The following is a 19,449-nucleotide window of genomic DNA, read 5'->3' as shown; positions in this document are numbered from 1 at the left end:
CGTCACCGACCGGTAACGGGCCGAGGCGCCGCGAGGGATCGCGAGGACCCGGAGAGGTCAGAACATCGTGTTGTCGTTGGCGGAGGTGGCCGGGACGTCCTGCACGGCGTCCCAGTGCTCGATGATCTTGAGCTCGCCGTTCTTCTGCTTCGCGACCCGGAAGATGTCCACGACCGACTGACCGCGGTCCTCGGGGCTGAGGCGGTAGTGGGCGTGGATGGCGACGTAGTCCCTGTCGGCGATGACGCGCTTGCGTTCCACGATCAGGTTCGGGAACTGGCGGAAGAAATTGGTGAACTGCTCACGCAGGCCGGCCGAGCCGCTGGGGATGGTCGGGTTGTGCTGGTAGTACTCCGGCGCGAGGTACCTGACGGCGTCGGGGTTCTTGTCGACGAGGAGGGTGTCGAAGTAACTGGTGGCGATCTTCTCGCTGAGAGACGTGCTCCAGCGCGGGCCGCTGGGCTGGTTCGTGTGCGGGTTGCTGACCGTGCCGAACATGTCGTTGCCGTTGACGGTGGTCGCCGGCACGTCCTGGACCGTGTCCCAGTGCTCGGCGATCATGCCGCTCCTGGGGTCGAAGCGGAAGATGTCGACCACGGCCGTGCCACGGGTGCCGGGCTCGTAGACGGGGTTGGAGTGCACCAGGACCAGGTTGCCCTGGGCGAGGACCCGCTTGACGTTGTACTGGTGGTCCGGGAAGCGCGCGGTCCAGTCGCGGATGAAGTTCTTGATCGCTTCCCGGCCGTTGGGGGCGGCGGGGTTGTGCTGGATGTAGTCCTCGCTGATGTACCGGTCGGCGACCTTGAGGTTGCCCTCCTCGAAGAGCTGGGTGAGGACGTGGACGGCGACGCGCTTGTTGCGCTCCTGCGTGGCGGGGCTTGTGTACTGGGCGTCGAGGCCGAAGCCCAGGCCGCTGTGGGACGGCGCGGAGGCGGTGGCGGTGGCCGTGGCGGCAGGAGCGAGGCCGGCCACAGCTCCTACGGTCGCCGCGGCCAGGAGGGTGGCTATGGCCTTACGGGGCAGTCGGCTGGTGCTGTTCGACATGGGGGGTCTCCAATGATGTGCGGACGCCGGTGAACGCGTCGGCGGGTGTCCGGTGGGGGATCGGGAGTAAGGGGCGAGGGTGCCCGTGTGGGCTCAGGCGCGGTCGAAGGCGAGGAGGAACTCGATGTTTCCCTCGTCCTCCACCTTGATCCCGCCGAAGTCGGGTGCCTCGATGCCGTAGTCGGCGAAGGTGACCGGGATGGAGCCGTTGACCCGGAAGCCGTCGGCGGTGCGCTGGGCGTCGAGCTCGAAGGAGACCGAGTTGGTCTCACCGTGGACGGTCAGCTCGCCTGTGGCCTTGGCGCTGACCTGCTCGCCCACCGCCGGAGCAGAGCCGAAGTCGACGGGCTCGGTGAGCTCGAACGTGGCCTCCGGGTAGCGCTCGGTGTTCATGACCCGGCCTCGGAACTGGCCGTCGCGCTGGTCGGAGTCGCTCTTCACCGAAGCGAGGTCGACGGTGAAGGATCCGCTGACCGCCCGGTTGCCTGCGATCTCCAGCTCTCCGGTGACCTTTTCCGTACGGCCCACCGCCGTGACGTTCTGGCCGAAGAGGACTTCGTCGACCCGGTAGCCGGCCTGCGAACCGCTGCCCACCCGCCAGGCACCCTCGACATCCTCCCCGGCCTGCTCCCCGGAACCCGAGGAACTGCCGGAGGAGTTCGAGCCTGGCGGGTCGTCGAGCGAGAGGGCGGCCGGTGGCTTGTCCTGGACGTAGTTGATGTAGATGTAGGGGCCCGCCGTGCACAGCACGGCGACGGTGGCCACACCGGCGATGAGCCAGCGCTTCCAGTGCCTGCGGATGCTGCCTGCCATGGTGTCTCCTATATGTTTTCGTAATTCAACTGAAGTTTCAAGTATTTGGTCGCGGGTCGCCCTGGGTCGTGAGGGGCCGCTACGGGCGTGCGGGGGCTCAGCCGTGGGCGGCGAGCGGGATGGGGTCAGTCCAGGAGCTGCTCGGAGACCTGCCAGAGTCGCTCGGCCGCCTCCGGATCCAGGGCGTGCGGCGCGACCCCGGTGTTGGTGCCCGGCTGGTGCAGTGGTGCCTCGTTGCAGTCCTCGAAGTACCGGCCGCTGATGCCGTCGAGCAAGGGTGAGGTGGCCAGCAGGACGGAGGTCGCGGCGCCCTGTTCGACCGATTTGAAGGACATCTCGGGCAGGGGCGTCCCTTCGCCGAGGAGGGCTCGCAGGTGGGTCATGAACAGGCCCATCCGGGCGTCGTCCATGTAGCGTCCCAGGTTGGTCTGGATCCCTCCGGGCATCAGCGCGTTGACCGTGATGCCGTCGGCGGCCCATCGCCGGCCGGCCTCGACCGCGAACAGTACGTTCGCGGTCTTGGACTGGCCGTACGCCAGCCACGGGTCGTAGGGCCGCTCGGTGAAGTGGAGGTCGTCGAAGACGACGGGTGAGAACAGGTGCCCGCTGGAACTCACCGACACCACCCGGGCATCGCCGGCCGCCGCGAGTGCCTCGTGCAGCCCGGTGGTCAGGGCGAAGTGCCCCAGGTGGTTGGTGGCGAACTGCAACTCCCAGCCCTGGGGTGTGCGGCTCTCCGGGGCCGCCATGACCCCGGCGTTGTTGACGAGGATGTGCAGCGGGCCGTGCCAGGCGGCGGTGAACGCGCGGACGGACGCCGGATCGGTCAGGTCCAGCACGGCGACCCGTACGCCTTCGGAGCCGGTGGCGGCCCGGATGTCCTTCGCGGTGCGATCGCCGGCGGCGGTGTCCCGCACGGCCAGCGTGACCTCCGCGCCGGCGCCGGCCAGCGCTCGGGCGGTCTCCACGCCGATGCCGGACGCCGCCCCGGTGACGACGGCGCGGCGGCCCGTGAGATCGATGCCCGCGATGACGTCGGCAGCCGTGGACCGGCTGGTGAACGGACTGGTGATGCCTGTCCTCGTGGCCATTCTCGCCATGCTCCCTGTTTGCTACTCTCGAAACCGGAGGTGCCTCCGATTACTCCAGACCTTAAGCGGAGGGCCCTCCGGTTGTCCAGAAGGAAGGAAAGCTGTGACCGCCACCACACGCGGACTGCGTGCTGACGCGCGACGCAACCGGGAACGCCTGCTCGAAGCCGCGGGGCGCGCGTTCTCCGAGACCGGCACCGACGCGTCCCTCGAGGCCATCGCCAAGGACGCCGGCGTGGGCATCGGCACGCTCTACCGGCACTTCCCCACCCGCGAGGCCCTGGTCGAGGCCGCCTACCGCAACGAACTCGCCCGGGTCTGCGACAGCGTCACGGAACTGCTCGCACAGCTCCCGCCCGACCAGGCCATGCGGAGGTGGATGGACCTGTTCATCGACTACCTGGTCACCAAGCAGGGCATGGCGGACGCACTGAAGGCCGTCATCGCCTCCGGCGACGAGGATCCGTTCGCCGAGAGTCTCGACCGGATCAGCACGGCCATCAGCACACTCCTGCACGCCGGGGCCGAAGTGGGAGTTCTGCGCTCGGACGTGGACCCGCTCGATGTCGGGTTCAGTCTCGGGGGTGTCCTGCTGATCACGAGCGACAAGGGGCTGCGCGACCGCGCGGGCCGCATGCTCGACCTCCTGCTCGACGGGCTCCGCTACCGCTCCGGCTGACGCGTGGCGCCAGCCCAGCTGGGCTGACGGCATATCACCGGCTCAGGTTCTCGAACAGCACCATCCCGGCGGCCGTGTTGGACGCCGGTACGTGGTAGGCCTCGTACACACGGCGGATCCGGGGTCCCAGCGCGCCGCGCATGATCAGCCACATGATCAGCTCGATGCCCTCGGAACCGGCCTCGCGGATGTACTCCTCGCGCGTCAGCGCGGCCAGTTTCTCCGGGTCGTGCTCGATCGCGTTCAGGAACATCCGGTCGAAGTCCTGGTTGATCAGTCCCGCGCGGGCGCCGGCGAGTTGGTGGGACATGCCGCCGGTACCGAAGACGGCCACCTTGAGGTTCTCGGGGAACGAGCGGATGGCCTCGCCGAGCGCGCGGCCGAGGGCCAGGCAGCGGGCGGCGGTCGGCTGCGGGTACTGGATGACGTTGACCAGGAGGGGGACCACCGCGCAGGGCCAGCGTTCGCCGGGGTTGGGGCAGTACACCGACAGGGGAACGGTCAGGCCGTGGTCGACGTCGAGTTCCTGGTAGACGGTGAGGTCGAAGGAGGCGTCGATCAGGCTCTTGACGAGGTGGTCGGAGAACTCGGGAGCGCCCGTGACAGCGGGTACCGGGCGGCTGCCCCATCCCTCGTCGGCCACCCGGTACGACTCGGCCGCCCCGAGCGCGAAGGCGGGGGTGACGGTCATGTCGACGGCGTTGGCGTGGTCGTTGTAGATGACGACCGCGATGTCGGGGGTGTGCCGGGCCATCCACTCCCGCGCCGGCGTGTATCCGTCGAACAGCGTTTTCCAGTACGGGTCTTGCGTCTTCCCGTGGTCCATGGCCGCACCGATCGACGGTACGTGCGAGGTGGCCAGACCCCATGTCACTTCAGCCAAAGTTCCGCCCTCCCGCTTTCAGCGCCTGCGTGAACTCCTCGGTGGTCATGCCGGTGAAGACCCCGCCGAGGTACTGCATGGATTTCTGGTCGACCATGGCGAGCTTGAAGATGTAGAAGATGGAGCCGCCCAGCTCCATCATCCGGTTCCAGTCCCGCCGCAGGACGGCGTCCCGCTGCTGGGCCGTGAGCCCGTACGTCTCGCAGTACGCGGCTTCGTCGGCTGTGAACCTCTCCCGGTTCTCGGCGTCCTTGAGGGACCCGCAGAGCCGGTTCAGCGCTCGGCCGCGGCGGTTCTCCGCCGCGTCGAAGACATAGGTGCCGGGGACCCGGGGTGTGGTGCCGGACATGCTGTTCTTCTCCTCTCCGATGTCGTTGCCGGTCAGTGCAGGAGGCCGCCGCCGCCGCAGACGAGCGTCTGGCCGGTGACCATGGCCGCGTCGGGCGAGGCGAGATAGGAGATCAGGCCCGCGAAGTGCTCCGGGGTCACGAATTCCCTGATCGCCTGTTGGCGCATGGTCGCGCCGAACACCTCGTCGTCGGAGTGCGCCCGGGTGCCCGGCGTCGCGACCTGCGCGGGTGCCACCGCGTTGACCGTGATCCGGTGCTCGCCCAGTTCGCGCGCCATCACCCGGGTCATGCCGATGAGCGCACCCTTGCTGGCGACGTAGGCGATCTGGCCCGGCGACCCTGTGAAGACGGTGCGGGACGCGACATTGATCACCCGCCCGCGGTACGGGCTGTCCCTCAGCCAGGGCACGCACGCCTGCACCATCAGCAGCGGGCCGACGGCGTTGACAGCGAAGAAACGATGCATGTCCTCCGGGGGCGTCTCCAGGAGCGGCGCCCGGCCGGAGAGCAGACCGGCGTTGTTGACGAGGACGTCGACCCCGTCGTACTCCTCGGCGATCTCGTGTACGGCCTGGCGGGTAGCGGCCGGGTCCCCGACGTCGCAACGCCAGGCCCGGCCGCCGGGATCGAGCCGGTGTCGTCGGGTTCGTCGATGTCGAGGGACGCGACCGTGAAACCGTCCCCGGCCAGTCTGCGGGCGATGGCGAGCCCCAGGCCACCGGCGGCGCCCGTGACCACCGCGACCCGAGGCTTCCGGCCTTCCGGGCCGGTCATGGCGCCTTCTCCTGCGGATGGGTGGCGAGTGCCTCGACGGTGACGTCCATCCACTTCCACATCGGCAGGGAGACCAGCGCGTCATGCAGCTGTGCCGGGTCGGCCGCCTCGTACAGGCCGATGGTCGCGTTGCGGCCCGGCACTCGCCACAGCCGCTTCAGGACTCCCGCCTCCCGGAGTTGCACAGCCCTTTCACGTTCCCTCGTGCGCAGCTCCTCGCGTACGTCGTCGGGGGTGTCCGGGGACAGCTTGTTCTCGGTGCGGACGAGGAATTCCACGGGGGTGTCCCTTCACGGGGTCAGGCTGCCGCGATCTCCAGCAGCAGTTCGGCGAGTCGGCCGGGGGCTGTGACCATGGCTTCGTGTCCGGTGGCGATCTCGTGGACCGGCCAGCCGCGGGCGGCGGCACGCTCGGCATGCGGGGTGAACACCCGCATCCAGTCGGTGCACTCGACGAAGGCACCGGGGACCTGGTCGGCTTTGCCGGTCAGCCGCAGTGGCTCGGTGTAGGTCAGCCACGGGTGGGGGGTCAGCCGGGGGCCGAGCCAGTCGAGGTCCGCCTGGTCCTCGACGCCGAGCACGCTCAGCGAGCGCACCGGGATGAGCCAGCCGAACCCGGGCCCGGCCACGGACTCCCGGTAGTGCCCGGCGATGGTGTCGGGCAGCAGATCGATCGCCGCGTCACCGTCGTCGCCGACGAAGGCGTCAAGGTGGACCCGCTTGGCCAGCCGGTCCGGGATCCGGTCCGCGACGCCGGTGACGACCTGGCCCGCGTAACTGTGGCCGACCAGCACGACATCCCGGGCGTCATGGGCCTCGATCAGCGCCACCACGTCCTCGACGTGCGTGCCGAGACCGATCTGCGGACTCAGCAGATGGGCGCGGTCACTCACCCCGCTCAACGTGGGGGTGTGCACCTCGTGTCCGGCCGCGCGCAGCAGCGGGGCGACACGCTGCCACACCCAGCCGCCGTGCCAGGCTCCGTGGAGCAGTACGAAGACGTGGCGGCCGCTCATGCGGACGCCCGGGGCCGCGTGCCGCCGGCCTGCTGTTCGCGGGTGAGCATCTTCGCCACCGCCCGGCGTCCGCGGAGTGCGGCGAGGTCGGACTTGATGCTGGACTCGGCGGCGCCGCCCGGGTCGGTGGCGTACATGATCTCCTGCGCCTCCAGGGCGTCGACGTCCTCCTGCATCACGGCCAGTTGCTGCTCGTGCTGGAACCTCGTGAGCTCCTCGTCGTCGATGAGGTAGTCGCGGCCGAGCGCGTAGAAGTCGTGCGTCTCGTTGCCGCGTCCCGGCGTCATCCCGTACAGCACCTTCATGTGGAAGCCGTCCGGCTCCTCGGTGCCGGTGGCCGCGACGCGGATGTTGAGGACGAAGATGCCCGGCGGGTAGAAGTCGCCGTCCTGCCAGCGGTCCACCGGAGAGGTCAGTCCGCAGGACTTCTCGTAGAACGGAGGGGCCTCGATGCCGGTCATGCGGCGGCTGAAGCCGACCCGGTCGCCGTCCACGGTCACGTCGATCGGGGTCGCGGCGACGGCGGCGTTGCCGATGCTGGTCGGGTGCAGGAACGTCTCGTGGGTGAGGTCGAGCAGGTTCTCCAGGAGCAGCAGGTGCCGGGCCTTCAGCGGGACGACGCCGTGCACGTGGGTCCAGCTCGGGTCGGTCAGCCACGAGGTGTCGGGCAGCAGGCTCTCGTCGGCCAGTTCGGGGTCTCCGGGCCAGATCCATATGGCGCCGTCCCGCTCGATCAGGGGGAAGCGGCGCAGTGCCGCCCTGGGCTTGTCGGCCTGCTCGGCGACCCCGACGCACACGCCCTGGCCGTCGAAGCGGTAGCCGTGGTAGTCGCACTGGAGGGTTCCGTCGTCGTCGAGGTGGCCCAGCGACAGCGGGTACTTGCGGTGGGGGCAGCGGTCCTCGACGGCCGTGACGGTCTGGTCGGGCAGCCGGTAGAAGCAGACCGGGATGTCGGTGATCCAGCGCTGCTTGAGGGTTCGGCCGATCTCGTCGGACCAGGCTCCCAGGTACCAGCCGTTGCGCACGTGCTGTGTCAGTGTCATCTCGGGTCCTTCCTTCGGCGTTGGACGTACCGGCTCGGGCAGGGGACAGTGGGGGTGAGGCATATTGGGTCCGACGGCTACGACGGTGCGTTGTCCGGACCGAGTTGACGCGGTATCAGAGGTCCAGGACGAGGCGGCCGCTCCGCGCGCGAGAGACACAGATCAGCATCGTGTCGTTGGCGGCCCGCTCCTCCTCGGTGAGCAGTGAGTCGCGGTGGTCGACCTCGCCCTCCAGGACGGCGGTCTCGCACGAGCCGCAGATGCCTTCCTCACAGGACGACAGGACAGGGACGCCCGCCTGTTCCACGGCCTTGAGGACCGACAGCCCGGGCGGCACGGTCAGCGTCATCCCGGACGCCCGCAGTTCCACCTCGATCGGCTGCTCGGCCTCATCACCGGCGGGCTGCCGCACGGCCGCCGCGGCGAACCGCTCGACGTTCAGCGCACCGGTCGGCCAGTCGGCGCAGTAGGCCTCGACCGCGTCGATGAGCCCTGCGGGGCCGCAGCAGTACACCAGGGCGGTCGGGTCGGGGGCGCCGAGGAAACCGGCGAGGTCGAGCAGACCGTACTGGTCCTGTGGCCGTACGGTCAGGCGCTCGCCGTAGCCCTCCAGTTCGGGCAGGAACGCCATGGACGCGCGGGTGCGGCCCCCGTAGAGCAGGGACCACTCGGCCCCTGCGGCTTCGGCCTCGGCGATCATCGGGAGCAGGGGGGTGATGCCGATGCCGCCGCCGACGAACAGGTACCGGGCCGCCGGCCGCAACGGGAAGTTGTTGCGCGGGCCGCGCACCCGGAGTTCGCCGCCCTCCGCGAGGTGGTCGTGGATCCACTGCGATCCGCCGCGTCCGTCGGGCTCCCGGAGCACCGCGACGCGCCAGCGGGCCGTGTCTCCCGCCGGGCCGCAGAGTGAGTACTGCCGGGTGACGCCCGTGGGCAGGACGACGTCGATGTGCGCGCCCGGCTGCCAGGGCGGCAGCGATTCGCCGGCGCTCGGGGCGACCTCCAGCGACACGACACCGTCAGCCACCGTCTGCCGGGCCGATACGGTGACGGTGCCTTCGAACTCGGTGCCGCGCAGGGCCGCGGCACGCGTTCCGGTCCCGGCGGAACCGAGGGGGTGCGTGTCCGGGGCGGCGGCTGAGGGGCTCGTCACGTTCGTCATCTCCTCGGTACGGTCGGCAGGGATCGCTCCGGCCGCGGTCGGCGGCGCCACAACCGACGCTAGCCACCGGAGAACGCCCAGGTCATCGCTCGAATGACCGGACCGGGGCGGCGCATGGTCGTGGCCCGGACTACGTCATCCGTCGCGCGGGCCGGGTATCCCGGCAGGCCCATCGGGCCGGGGCGTCTGGTCGAGATGGATCCGTACCTGGCGGTCGTCCTCGTTCCAGAGGGCTTCCACGACGGCGTGCAGCCGGCGGACGTCGGTGCGCCACATCGCTGCGCCGTAACGGTCGTCGCGCGTCAGCGCGTCCTCGGCCACGGCTTCGGCCAACAGGCTCCGGCGGTCGTACGTGGGGGCCGTTCCGTTCGCCCCGTCGGGTTCGTCCGCGAACTGCACGTAGAGGGAGGTGTCGCGGAAGGGAACCCAGATGTGCGTGGCCCCACGGTCACCCGGCCTGTCCCGCGCCGTCACGCCAGAACACCCGTCGTCTGCGGGTAGAGCCGCACGTACGCCTCTCCCATGGTCCCGTGCGCGAGACCGAGGTTGGGTCCGGCGTTCCGCTTCAGCTGCACGCCGCGCCGCCTGGCGAGGTCGGTGTAGTAGTCCCACATGTGCTGCTGGGCGGCCAGGCACTCCATGGCCTTGCGCTTCCTGTCGAAGACCGGGGTGATGTCCAGCAGGACGTTCGGCTTGAAGTCGCACTGCTCCGGCTGGTGCGGCTCGAAGAAGAACACCGGGGGAGCGCCGAGCGGTTCACCGGGGGCGTCGTAGCCGACCGCCTGGGCGAGCACACGTGCCTGGAGCGCCATGCGGGCGGCAGCCGGGTGGTCGCCGTTGTAGGGGTCGGCGAGCGTGTGGGTGAGTACCACCGCGGGGTCCACCTCCCGGTACACGCGCACGATGCGGTCCACCAACTCCGTTGTCTCCGGCAGCGGGTAGTCCCCGGCGTCCAGGAACTCGATCTCCGCGCCCAGGGCGGCCGCGGCGTTCGTGGCCTCGGTGCGGCGCAGTTCCTTGATCTCGTCCAGGCGCAGGCCGTCCCGCCAGGCACGGGCGGACTCGCCGCGCTCGCCGAAGCTCAGGCACAGCACCTTCGCGCGCTGACCGCGGTCGGCGGCCAGGGCGATGGCGCCGCCGGCCCGCCAGACGAAGTCGCCCGCGTGCGCGCTGATCACCAGCAGCGCCCCTTCGGACGGAGTGGGGGTGTGGGAGGTCATCAGGACTCCGTAAGTTGTTGGGCGGCCCGGGAGGGCTGGGTGTGGCTTATCGGGACTTGCCTGCAGTGGCCTCCAAGGAGCGGCCCCTCGGAGGGTTCGCTCGGCTCGACCCTGGACGCCGAGATCGAGGCGATCGTCGCCAAGGACCCGACGGCGGCCGAAGCGGCCATGCGGGACCATGTCGCCAGTGTTGTGGAGGCCCTCCGGACGCTCGAAGCACGCCGTCACCGCGCGAGCTGAGGCGGAAGCCACGGTCAGATACCGTCGCCCGCGTCGGCTTCCTGGGCCGTCTTCCTGGCCCAGGCGGCTTCGAGCTTGCCGGTCGGGGTCCGCGCCAGTCTGTCCGTGAGGACGATGGAACGCGGCACCTTGTACCCGGCGAGGCTCTGCCGGATCAGGTCGCGCAGTTCGTCACCGGTGACGGTGCTGCCCGGCTGGACCGCCACGACGGCCGCCACACGCTCGCCCCAGGTCTCGTCGGGGACACCGACGACGGCACAGTCCGTCACATCGGGGTGCGCCAGCAGAACGTTCTCCACCTCCTGCGGGTGCACCTTCTCCCCGCCCGTGTTGATCACGCCCGAGCCACGTCCGAGGAACCGGATCGCGCCGTCGGCCTCAAGTCGAGCCAGGTCGCCGGGGATCGCGTACCGGACCCCCTCGATGGTGCGGTACGCCTTCGCGCTCTTGTCGGTGTCCTTGTAGTAGCCGAGCGGCATGGGCCCGCAGTAAGCGAGGACGCCCGTCTCGTCGCTGCCGGGTTCGATGAAGCGGTCATCGAAGCCGATCACCCGCGTCGCAGGAACGGGGCGGAAACGCGAGGGCAGATCCTCTACCGAGGAGGTGATCGCGAAGGCGAAAGGTCCCCCTTCGCTCGATGCGATGGCTTCGGTGATCGTGACGTCGGCACGTTCGTGCAGCGCCCTCTTGAGGGGATCGCTGAGCGCGGTGCCGGAGCTGATCACCCTGCGCAACGAGCGCAGGGCGTGCGGTGTCCCGGCCTTTTCACCCCGCAGGAGTTCGTCGACGAGCGGGCGGCACACGGCGTTGCCCGCCATGATGGCCGTGTCGACCCGCTGCTCGGCGATCATGTGCCAGACATGTTCCGGATCGAGTCCGCCCGATCGCGCGGTGACCACCCGGCCTCCTGTCATCAGGGCGCCCATGGTGTTGAACAGCCCAGTGGCGTGCATCAGAGGTACGACGGGCATGGTGGTCGGCGCGCGGCCTTCGCGGCGTGCCTTGACGGCGATGGCCACGGCCTCGTCGAGGCTCGCGGGGAGTTCGGTGACCCCGAGCGGGTGGTAGAACGGGACCACATGGGCGCGCAGCAGGTCGCTCAGCTGCCATATGACTCCCTTCGGCTTGCCCGTGGTGCCGCCGGTGTACATGAACAGCTGGTCCGTTCCGGGCCGTCGCTGCGGCTCGCGCGGCGAGTACGCCGCCAGCAGCTCCTCCAGTTCGGGCACGGCGGGCCCGCCCGGACCGTCGGTGGGCGGCTCGCCCACCCTCACCAGCAGCTTCAGCGTGCGCACATGCTTCGCCGCATGCGTGACCCGGTCGGCCAGGGAGCCGCTGAAGACGACCGCGGCGGCGTCGGCGTCGGTCAGGAGTTCGGAAAGTTCCTCGCCGGTGTAGCGGTAGTTGGCGTTCACCGGTACCGCACCGAGCTTGAAGGCGGCGAAGACCGTCTCCAGGTAGGTGGCCCCGTTGTACAGGTAGCAGGCCACGGTGTCTCCCTCGCCCACTCCGGCCGATTCCAGTGCGGCGGCCAGCCGTGACGCGCGCTCGTCGAACTCCCGGTACGTGGTCTCACGACCGGGCTCCGTGATGGCGACGGTATCGGGCAGCGCGCGGCAGACCGCCTCCCAGATCGTGCCGATGGACACGTTCACGTCTCGGACCTCCTCGTCCTCGATGGCTTGCGCCGAGCGCACGGCCGAACAAGCCGCTCGTGCGGCCCCGTGGACCCTTCGGGGGAGTAACGATCCACGGGGCTCCCCCTCAACCTAGACAGGCGCCCTCACCGCGGGGAACGCGAGCAATGACTGAACCGGCTCGGCGCTTCGACCTGCCGATGAACAGGTCGAATGACGTAGGACCACCTCGAACACGCCGGGCTACGATGCTGTGGCCGGGCGCGATCCGCCTTCGTCCCCCAGTCGGCCGACGCGTACGACGCAGGGCCGCGGTTTTCGAACGCGTCCGCATCGCACAGCAGGTCTACGGGGCGGGTTCCTCGTCGATGTTGAGGAGATCGGTCATGTCCGCGTCGCCGCTCGTAGGGTGGGACGACATCGCCGCCGCCGCGCCGGACGGCCTCGCCGTTCTGGACTGCGTGGGCCGGTTCGTACAGCTGAATCCGGCGGCGGCCGCGCTGCTCCAGGTGGACACGGAGGCTGATCTGCTCGGGGCGCCGTCCCCGTTCACCCTGGTGGAGGGAGCCGCCGAGTGCCGGGCGGGGCTGCTGGAGATCCGGTCGGACGAGCAGGTGGCCCACTGGGAGCCCGCCCGCGGACCCCGACGTGAATTCGCCTACCGGGCGCGCAGTCTGCCGGCCGACCCGAAGTTCACCGTGGTGTCGTTCCGCGACGTCACCGACGAATGGCACCGGCAGCGCAGGATCGCGGCGATCGCCCGGACGTCGATCGCACTGGCCTCGGAGGGTTCGCTCGGCTCGACCCTGGACGCCGTGGCCCAGCAGATCGTCCAGGCGGACGGCCTGGCCGGCGTGCAGATCCTCACCCTCGACAGCACCGGCCGGGAACTGCGGCTGATGGGCTCCGCGGGGCTGCGCCACTGGGACGGGTTCCTCGACCGTCTGCTGGAGTGCCGTGACCGGGGCGCCCGGCTGTCCATGCTGGACGCCCTGAAGGAACGCAAGCCGATCGTCGTCCCGCACCGGTGGGCCCAGATCCGCGAGGACCCGGCCTGGGAACCGCTGCACGGCTATCTCGGCGAGCTGAACTGGGACTCCTTCGTCAGCGTGCCGTTGATGGCGCGCGGTCGTCCCGAAGGGGTACTGAACGCCTACTTCGCCCCCGGGCAGGAGATCGGTAGCCGGACACTGGAGTTCCTCGCCGCCATGGCGGAACACGCTGCCCTCGCCGTCGACTACGCCACGCTGCTCCAGCGTGAGCGCGAGGGTGCCCGCCGCAACGAGCGTCAGCGCCTCGCCCGCGACCTGCACGACTCGATCGTCCAGCAGGTGTTCTCCATCGGTATGCAGGCCAACGCCGCCGGGGTGCTGGGCGCGCGGGGCGAAGCGGTGCCGGCGGAAGTGGTCCGCGCCTTCGCGGACGAAGTCGGGACTCTCTCGCGAACCGTCCTCGCCGACCTCCGGGCCATGGTGCACGAACTGCGTCCGGCCTCCTCCTCCCTCCGGCTCGGCCTTGAGGACGCGGTGACCACGCTTGTCGAAAGCACCGAGAACCGGACGGGCCTCAGCATCCGGCTGGAGTTCGGACCACAAGTGGGCACGGTCGAACCGGAACTGGCCGAGGACATGTACCGGATCGTCGCGGAAGCCATCCACAACGTGGTCAAGCACGCGGAAGCCACCACCGTCACCATCCGCCTCGCCGTACACGACCACACACTGACCGCCGCCATCCGCGACGACGGACGCGGAATCGCGGAATCCGGCGGGCGACGGGCCGCACCGGAGAACGAGGACGGCGAGGCGACCGGTGCCACCGGACACCACGGCTACGGACTGACGACCATGCGGGAAAGGACAGAGCGATGGGGCGGCACCATGAGGATCAGATCCGACGAGAGGAGTGGCACGACCGTACGGGTCGTCATACCCCTTCCGGTACGAGTGCCGGAGTCGCCCCCGGACGCGGAGGGAGCACGGAGCATCCCATCGGCGGTTTCGCTCCCAGAAGCGGAGAACCCCGCCCGGTCCGGGTCCTGATCGTCGACGACCACGCCGTCGTACGCCGCGGAATCCGCGCCTACCTCGAGGTCCTGGACGACATGGAAGTCGCCGCGGAGGCCGCCGACGGCCAGGAGGCACTCACCCGGCTCGACGCGATGGCCGCCCACCGGGAACTGCCGGACGTGGTCTTGATTGACCTGCTCATGCCGAAGATGGACGGGGTGACCGCGATCGGAGCGATCAAGCAGCGCCACCCCGGTCTCCGACTCGTGGTGCTCACCAGCTTCGGAGAGATGGAACGCGTCCACGCGGCACTCGCCCAGGGTGCCTCCGGCTACCTGCTCAAGGACGCCGAAGCGGGCGAAGTGGTCGCCGCGATCCGCGCGGCCGCCCGGGGCGAGGTCTTCCTCGACCCCGCGGTGGCCAGGGGACTCACCCAGGAGATCGTTTCGCCGCCGACCGGGCTCGCCTCGCTCACCAGTCGGGAACGCGACGTCCTTGTCCTGGTCGCCGAAGGACGGTCGAACCAGCAGATCGCCGACGAGTTGGTGATCAGCGAGCGCACCGCCCGCACCCACGTGAGCAACGTCCTGCGCAAACTCCGGCTCACCTCCCGGACCCAGGCCGCGTTGCTCGCGGTGCGGCAAGGACTGGTGTCCCCGAAGGGCTGACCGCCCTGCCGACCGCGACGGATGTCCCGGACGGGCCGGGACACAGGTCGGCCGCGGGTGCCGTCATCAGCGGGATCCTCACGGGCCCAGGCGTTCCTACGCTCAGGGGAGTCGCCCTACCGCCCCAGTTCTGGAGGACAGCATGCTCGACGGCAAAGCCGCCATTGTCACAGGCGCGGGCCGAGGCCTGGGACGTGCCTACGCCCGGGCCATGGCGGCGGCGGGTGCCGCCGTCGTGGTGAACGACCTGGACGCCGACGTGGCCACGGAGACGGTCGACCTGATCACGGCCGCGGGCGGAACGGCCGTCGCCCATGTCGGGGCGGTCGGCAGCGCCGAGTTCGCAGACGCGCTGGTGCGGCGCGCGGTCGACGAGTTCGGCCGGCTCGACGTGATGATCACCAACGCCGGCGCGCTGCGCGACAGGACCCTGCGCAACACCACCGACGACGACTTCGACCTCGTGGTCACCAGCCATCTGCGCGGTACGTTCACCTGCGGTCGCGCGGCGGCGGCCCGCTTCCGCGAACAGGGCGAGGGCGGCCGGCTCATCCTGGTGGGATCACCGGCTGGGCAGCGCGCCAGCTTCGGCCAGACCGCGTACTCGGCGTCCAAGGGCGCGATCGTCGCGATGACGCGCACCTGGGCGGTCGAGCTGGCGAAGATCGATGTCACCGTCAACGCCATCGTGCCGACCGCGCTGACCCGCATGGTGGCGACCATGCCCCGGGTCGGTGACCTCGTGGCGAAGGTCGACGCGGGGGAGCCCGTCCCCGACGCCGTGCGGCGGCAGGGTCTGGGATCGCCGGACGACGTCGCCCCGGTGATCGTGTATCTGGCGTCGAAGGAGTCGGCCCACGTCACCGGACAGGCCGTCGCCGCGGGAGGCGACCGGATCGCCCTGTGGACGCACCCCGGCGAGGTCGAGGAGCGGTTCCGGCCCGGCGGCTGGACCGCCGGATCGGTCGCAGAACTGTTCTCCGGCGCCTATGCGGACCGGCTCCAGGACTTCAGGCCCACACCCCTCGATCTGGAAGCCCTTGAGGAGGCATGACGCGCACGCGGCCCCTCTCTTACGGCCCTCAGGTCCGTACCGGGGGCAGTGGCCGCTCAGGTCTGCGGCACGGCGGCGACGCGGGCGAAATCCGCGCTGATGTCTCCCGCCGTCTGCAACAGCAGCGGCAGATGTTCCTCGACAAGCCGCTCGACCGATGTCTCGGCCGCGTGGCAGTTGACGTTGAGCGCCGCGATGACCTGGCCGGAGCCGTCACGCAACGGGGCCGCGACCGACCGAATGCCGGGCGCCAGCTGCTGGTCCGTCAGCGCCCACCCACGAGCCCGCACCTCGCGCAGGACCGCGTCGCGTTCGCCGGGGTCGGGATGCCAGCACGGCGTCAGCCCCGAGCGGGAGGGTTCGTCGAGCACCTTTTCCAGCTCATCGGCCGGCAGTGCCGCCAGCAGTACCTTTCCCAGGGAGGTCTGCAGTGCCGGGAACCGCGTTCCGATCTGCACCGACAACGTCACCAGCTTCGGTACGGCCACCCGGGAGACGTAGATGATGTCCGATCCATCCAGCTGAGCCACGGAACACGACTCGTTCGTCCGCTCCACCAGCCGCTCCATGTGGGGCCGCGCGATATCCCACAGGCCCATGGAGCGTACGTAGGCGACCCCGAGTTCGAGCACCCTGGGGGTCAGCGCGAACCCTGTCTCGCTCGAGCGGACATAGCCGAGTTCCTCCAGAGTCAGCAGAATCCTGCGGGCGGTCGGCCGGGCGAGCCCGGTGGCGCCGGCGACTTGAGCCAGCGACATCCGCGGCTGCCCCGGCCGGAATGCGGCGATGACCTCCAGCCCCCGGGCCAGCGCCTCGATGAAATCCGGTCCTGCTCCCTGGCGTGGCACGTGACTCCTCGGCTGCGGTGCGGGTGGCTCTCTGACCGGTCAGCCTAACGCGTGTCCGTGATGCGGACAGCGGTGTCTGCGAGGCTTCCGCAGCCGAGGGGTTGACACCGCCAAGCGTCCAAAGTGACCCTGACCCCGACTTGTCCGTCATGCGGATGGTTGTCCGCCAGGCGTCGCAGTCCTTCCTTTCCGCGCTTCTTGATCTTTCCTGGAGAGTCGCATGGCCGAAAGAATCCATTCAGCATCGGCGGGGACCGGGGCGGCGCCGGTCCGGACCGGACTGCTCATCGACGGCAAGACCGTCGAGACCGAGGAGTGGACCGCCGTCCACAACCCCGCGGCTCCCGACCTGGTCGTCGGCCACGCAGCCGCGGCGACCCCCGAGCAAGCCCGCGCGGCGGTCGCGGCCGCGGACGCGGCGTTCCCCGCCTGGGCCGCGATGCCCGCCCGCCGGCGAGCGGAGATCATCAGTGAGGCGCTCACCCTGCTCGACGGAAGCGAGGCCGAGCGGGCGGCCCTGATGACCCGCGAGAACGGCAAGATCTCCTTCGAGAGCCAGGTGGAGATGGGTGTCTTCGTCGCGCGCACCCGTGCGGCGATCGACCTGGTCGACTCCCTCGACCAGGTACGGCGCCTCGACGGCCCGCCGCTGACCTCGCACATCCACCGCCTCCCCATGGGTGTGGTCACCGTCATCGTGCCGTTCAACTGGCCGATCGCCATCCTCGGCGCGAGCCTGCCGTACGCGCTGCTCGCCGGGAACACGGCCGTGGTCAAGCCCCCGCCCACTGTGCCGCTGGCCATGGTGCGCACCCTGGAGCTGTTCGCCGCAGGGCTCCCGGCCGGGGTGCTGAACGTCGTGACGGGCAGTAACGACGCGGTCGCCCCGCTGCTCACCGATCCCCGCGTCCGGAAGATCGTCTTCACCGGCAGCACGGCCGCCGGCAAGCACGTCATGGCCGCCGCCGCACAGAACCTCGCTTCGGTGACGCTCGAACTCGGCGGCAACGACCCCGCGATCGTCCTGGACGACGCCGTCCTCGACCAGGAGCACATCGGGCGACTGCTCCAGGGAGCGTTCCTGACGAGCGGCCAGGTCTGCATGGCGGTCAAGCGGGTGTACGTCCACCGCTCCCGCTACGACGAACTCGTCGACGCGCTCTCCTCCGCCCTCGACACCCAGCGGGTGGGGCCCGGAGACGATCCTGCCTCGACCATGGGCCCCCTCAACAGCGCTGCCCAGCGCGACAAGGTGGCCGCCATGCTTGCCGAGGCGGCCGGCGCCGGAGCCGAGGTGCGCGAACTGGGTGCCCTGGCCCCCGGTGCGGCCACCTCCAAGGGCCACTTCCTGCGCCCCACGCTCGTCCTCGACCCGGCCCTGGGCCTGAGGATCGTCACCGAGGAACAGTTCGGCCCCGCCCTGCCGATCCTCCCCTTCGACGACGTCGACTCCGTACTGCACCAGGTCAACAACGACTGGTCGGGGCTGTGCTCCTCGGTCTGGAGCGGCGATCCCGCCCGCGCGGCCGCTTTCGCGGAACGCCTGCGTACCGGTACCACCTGGATCAACCACGCCAACGCCGTAGCGTGCGACGACCGGGCTCCCTTCGGCGGCTTCCGCCAGAGCGGCATCGGACGCGAGATGGGCCCCGAGGGCCTGCTCTCCTTCACCGAAGCGCACACCATCACGACGCACGGATAGAAACGGCACGTACGGCTGAACCCCGCCCGCTTCAAGCGGGCGGGGTCCAGCCCTTTTCCGGCCGTACGTCACACCAGCGGCACGGACACCGCGTTGTAAGGGGTGTTCTCATCCCGGTCCGGGGTGGTGAAGCGGGAGTTGGGAAGGTACAGCCGCCCCTGGTAGGCGGCGGCCGTAGTGGGCAGGTCGAAGCGGTCATCCCTGATCACCCCGACCGCGGTGCCCCGCGTACCCGACCGGTTGAGCCGGATCACGTCCACCTGGTTGGGGTTGGGCTGGACGACGTAGAGGGTGCGGCCGACGAGTACGAGCCCGTCGCCGCTGGGCAGTGTGGTGTCACCCAGGTCGACCTTGCGGGCTACGCCGGTGCGGGGGTTGACGCGCATCAGTGAGCCGCCGTCCGCGGCCGCGTTGGTGACGAGCAGGGCGCTGCCGTCGGGGGTGAGCGAGATGCCGTTGGACGTGAAACCGGACTGCACCCAGTCACCGCTCAGTGCGAGGCTCTCCGGGGCGCCGATGCGGCCCTTCCCGCCCAGCGGCAGCTTGAAGAGCTGTGCGCTGAACGACTCGGTGAACCAGGCGGCGTCGCGGGTGAGCAGGACGTCGTTGACGAAACTGTTCTCTCCGGCGACGACGTGGTTGGCGAGCAGCGCACCACTGTGGGCGTCGACGACCCGCAGTTCACCACTGCTGCCGCCCGCCAGGAACAGCCGCCCCCAGGAGTCAGCCTTCAGCCCGACCGTCATGCGTCCCAGGCCGCGGTGGACCACCTTGCCCTTGCCATTCGTGAGGTTCACTCGGTACACGCCGCCGGTGGCGATCGATCCGAAGTACGCGTACGGCGCGGAACCGATCGCGACTCCCTCCGGCCCCCAGCCGTTGGGCAGCGAGAATTCTCCGGGCCAAGATCTGGCGGTGCCCGGGGCAGCCTGTGCCGTACCACTGATCAGGGCCGTCGCCCCCAGAGCGAGGCCCGCGCCGAGAACCTGCCTGCGTGCGAGAGAACTTGTCATCGATCGTCCTTCCTGTGAAACCAAGACGGGCCGCCGGTTCGGCTGGGCGCCTGGGTTAATTCTTGATAGTTCAAGTATTTGGGTCCAGCGACGAATGTCCTGACTCTCCTCGGTCCATCGGACGAAAGCCGCCGGGGCAGCACGAGCGCGGACCGTCGAGGCGGGCCACTCGGCAACAGGCCGACCTGGCAAGGCCGAACGTCG

19 protein-coding genes and 2 pseudogenes are annotated in these 19,449 nt (G+C 69.9%); 5 read left to right on the top strand and 16 right to left on the bottom strand.

What is annotated here, in order from left to right:
• Nucleotides 1-57: 57 nt before the first annotated feature.
• The 3 genes from ACWBNA_RS26220 to ACWBNA_RS26210 all read right to left on the bottom strand — a co-directional run bounded on the left by ACWBNA_RS26220 (nt 58) and on the right by ACWBNA_RS26210 (nt 2,948).
• Nucleotides 58-1,044: a nuclear transport factor 2 family protein gene (locus ACWBNA_RS26220; RefSeq protein WP_482706969.1), complete on the bottom strand. Its 987-nt coding sequence runs from the start codon at nt 1,042-1,044 to the stop codon at nt 58-60.
• Between the two features lie 93 nt (nt 1,045-1,137).
• Nucleotides 1,138-1,857, bottom strand: coding sequence for a YceI family protein (locus tag ACWBNA_RS26215; protein WP_482706968.1), 720 nt, complete (start codon nt 1,855-1,857; stop codon nt 1,138-1,140).
• A 125-nt stretch (nt 1,858-1,982) separates the two neighbouring features.
• On the bottom strand, nt 1,983-2,948 hold the full coding sequence (locus ACWBNA_RS26210) for an SDR family NAD(P)-dependent oxidoreductase (protein WP_482706967.1): 966 nt from the start codon (nt 2,946-2,948) through the stop codon (nt 1,983-1,985).
• Between the two features lie 103 nt (nt 2,949-3,051).
• Between ACWBNA_RS26210 and ACWBNA_RS26205 the strand changes: the two genes are divergently transcribed.
• The gene (locus ACWBNA_RS26205) at nt 3,052-3,627 is read left to right on the top strand and encodes a TetR/AcrR family transcriptional regulator (RefSeq protein ID WP_482706966.1); all 576 of its coding nucleotides are present in this window, start codon (nt 3,052-3,054) and stop codon (nt 3,625-3,627) included.
• Between the two features lie 34 nt (nt 3,628-3,661).
• On the opposite strand, the gene ACWBNA_RS26200 is transcribed toward ACWBNA_RS26205, so the two are convergent.
• From ACWBNA_RS26200 to ACWBNA_RS26150, 11 genes and pseudogenes are all read right to left on the bottom strand, one after another.
• Complete coding sequence (locus tag ACWBNA_RS26200; RefSeq protein ID WP_482707074.1) at nt 3,662-4,501, bottom strand: class III extradiol dioxygenase subunit beta; 840 nt, start codon at nt 4,499-4,501, stop codon at nt 3,662-3,664.
• Nucleotide 4,502: 1 nt separating this feature from the next.
• Entirely contained in the window at nt 4,503-4,859 is a 357-nt protein-coding gene (ligA, locus tag ACWBNA_RS26195; RefSeq protein WP_482706965.1) for a protocatechuate 4,5-dioxygenase subunit alpha, read from the bottom strand.
• Nucleotides 4,860-4,891: 32 nt separating this feature from the next.
• Nucleotides 4,892-5,425: pseudogene (locus ACWBNA_RS26190) on the bottom strand (SDR family NAD(P)-dependent oxidoreductase); the annotation flags it as partial.
• 128 nt (nt 5,426-5,553) lie between these two features.
• Nucleotides 5,554-5,634: pseudogene (locus ACWBNA_RS26185) on the bottom strand (SDR family NAD(P)-dependent oxidoreductase); the annotation flags it as partial.
• Nucleotides 5,631-5,912: a muconolactone Delta-isomerase family protein gene (locus tag ACWBNA_RS26180; protein ID WP_482706964.1), complete on the bottom strand. Its 282-nt coding sequence runs from the start codon at nt 5,910-5,912 to the stop codon at nt 5,631-5,633. The gene ACWBNA_RS26180 and the pseudogene ACWBNA_RS26185, both read right to left, overlap by 4 nt.
• Nucleotides 5,913-5,932: 20 nt before the next feature.
• Complete coding sequence (locus ACWBNA_RS26175; RefSeq protein WP_482706963.1) at nt 5,933-6,649, bottom strand: alpha/beta fold hydrolase; 717 nt, start codon at nt 6,647-6,649, stop codon at nt 5,933-5,935.
• Nucleotides 6,646-7,692: a Rieske 2Fe-2S domain-containing protein gene (locus ACWBNA_RS26170; protein WP_482706962.1), complete on the bottom strand. Its 1,047-nt coding sequence runs from the start codon at nt 7,690-7,692 to the stop codon at nt 6,646-6,648. The genes ACWBNA_RS26175 and ACWBNA_RS26170 overlap by 4 nt, the downstream gene beginning before the upstream one ends.
• 115 nt (nt 7,693-7,807) lie before the next feature.
• Complete coding sequence (locus tag ACWBNA_RS26165; protein WP_482706961.1) at nt 7,808-8,845, bottom strand: PDR/VanB family oxidoreductase; 1,038 nt, start codon at nt 8,843-8,845, stop codon at nt 7,808-7,810.
• Nucleotides 8,846-8,989: 144 nt separating this feature from the next.
• Nucleotides 8,990-9,328 (bottom strand): hypothetical protein, encoded by a 339-nt coding sequence (locus ACWBNA_RS26160; protein WP_482706960.1) that lies wholly within the window; start codon nt 9,326-9,328, stop codon nt 8,990-8,992.
• Nucleotides 9,325-10,074: a PIG-L deacetylase family protein gene (locus ACWBNA_RS26155; protein ID WP_482706959.1), complete on the bottom strand. Its 750-nt coding sequence runs from the start codon at nt 10,072-10,074 to the stop codon at nt 9,325-9,327. The genes ACWBNA_RS26160 and ACWBNA_RS26155 overlap by 4 nt, the downstream gene beginning before the upstream one ends.
• 254 nt (nt 10,075-10,328) lie before the next feature.
• Nucleotides 10,329-11,969, bottom strand: coding sequence for an AMP-binding protein (locus ACWBNA_RS26150; protein WP_482706958.1), 1,641 nt, complete (start codon nt 11,967-11,969; stop codon nt 10,329-10,331).
• Between the two features lie 368 nt (nt 11,970-12,337).
• Here ACWBNA_RS26150 and ACWBNA_RS26145 point away from each other — a divergent pair, with 368 nt between their 5' ends.
• The 3 genes from ACWBNA_RS26145 (at nt 12,338) to ACWBNA_RS26135 (ending at nt 15,682) form a co-directional block, all read left to right on the top strand.
• Nucleotides 12,338-13,993: a sensor histidine kinase gene (locus tag ACWBNA_RS26145; protein WP_482706957.1), complete on the top strand. Its 1,656-nt coding sequence runs from the start codon at nt 12,338-12,340 to the stop codon at nt 13,991-13,993.
• Nucleotides 13,942-14,628, top strand: coding sequence for a response regulator (locus ACWBNA_RS26140; RefSeq protein WP_482707073.1), 687 nt, complete (start codon nt 13,942-13,944; stop codon nt 14,626-14,628). The genes ACWBNA_RS26145 and ACWBNA_RS26140 overlap by 52 nt, the downstream gene beginning before the upstream one ends.
• 142 nt (nt 14,629-14,770) lie before the next feature.
• Complete coding sequence (locus ACWBNA_RS26135; protein WP_482706956.1) at nt 14,771-15,682, top strand: SDR family NAD(P)-dependent oxidoreductase; 912 nt, start codon at nt 14,771-14,773, stop codon at nt 15,680-15,682.
• 56 nt (nt 15,683-15,738) lie between these two features.
• Here the strand turns inward: ACWBNA_RS26135 and ACWBNA_RS26130 are convergent, their stop codons facing one another.
• On the bottom strand, nt 15,739-16,530 hold the full coding sequence (locus ACWBNA_RS26130; protein ID WP_482706955.1) for an IclR family transcriptional regulator domain-containing protein: 792 nt from the start codon (nt 16,528-16,530) through the stop codon (nt 15,739-15,741).
• A 220-nt stretch (nt 16,531-16,750) separates the two neighbouring features.
• Between ACWBNA_RS26130 and ACWBNA_RS26125 the strand changes: the two genes are divergently transcribed.
• On the top strand, nt 16,751-18,232 hold the full coding sequence (locus ACWBNA_RS26125) for an aldehyde dehydrogenase family protein (protein ID WP_482706954.1): 1,482 nt from the start codon (nt 16,751-16,753) through the stop codon (nt 18,230-18,232).
• A gap of 68 nt (nt 18,233-18,300) precedes the next feature.
• On the opposite strand, the gene ACWBNA_RS26120 is transcribed toward ACWBNA_RS26125, so the two are convergent.
• The gene (locus ACWBNA_RS26120; RefSeq protein WP_482706953.1) at nt 18,301-19,245 is read right to left on the bottom strand and encodes an NHL repeat-containing protein; all 945 of its coding nucleotides are present in this window, start codon (nt 19,243-19,245) and stop codon (nt 18,301-18,303) included.
• Nucleotides 19,246-19,449 lie beyond the last annotated feature (204 nt).

The sequence above is a fragment of the Streptomyces sp. Q2 genome (assembly GCF_056820935.1).
This window is presented reverse-complemented; position numbering and strand designations above follow the sequence as displayed.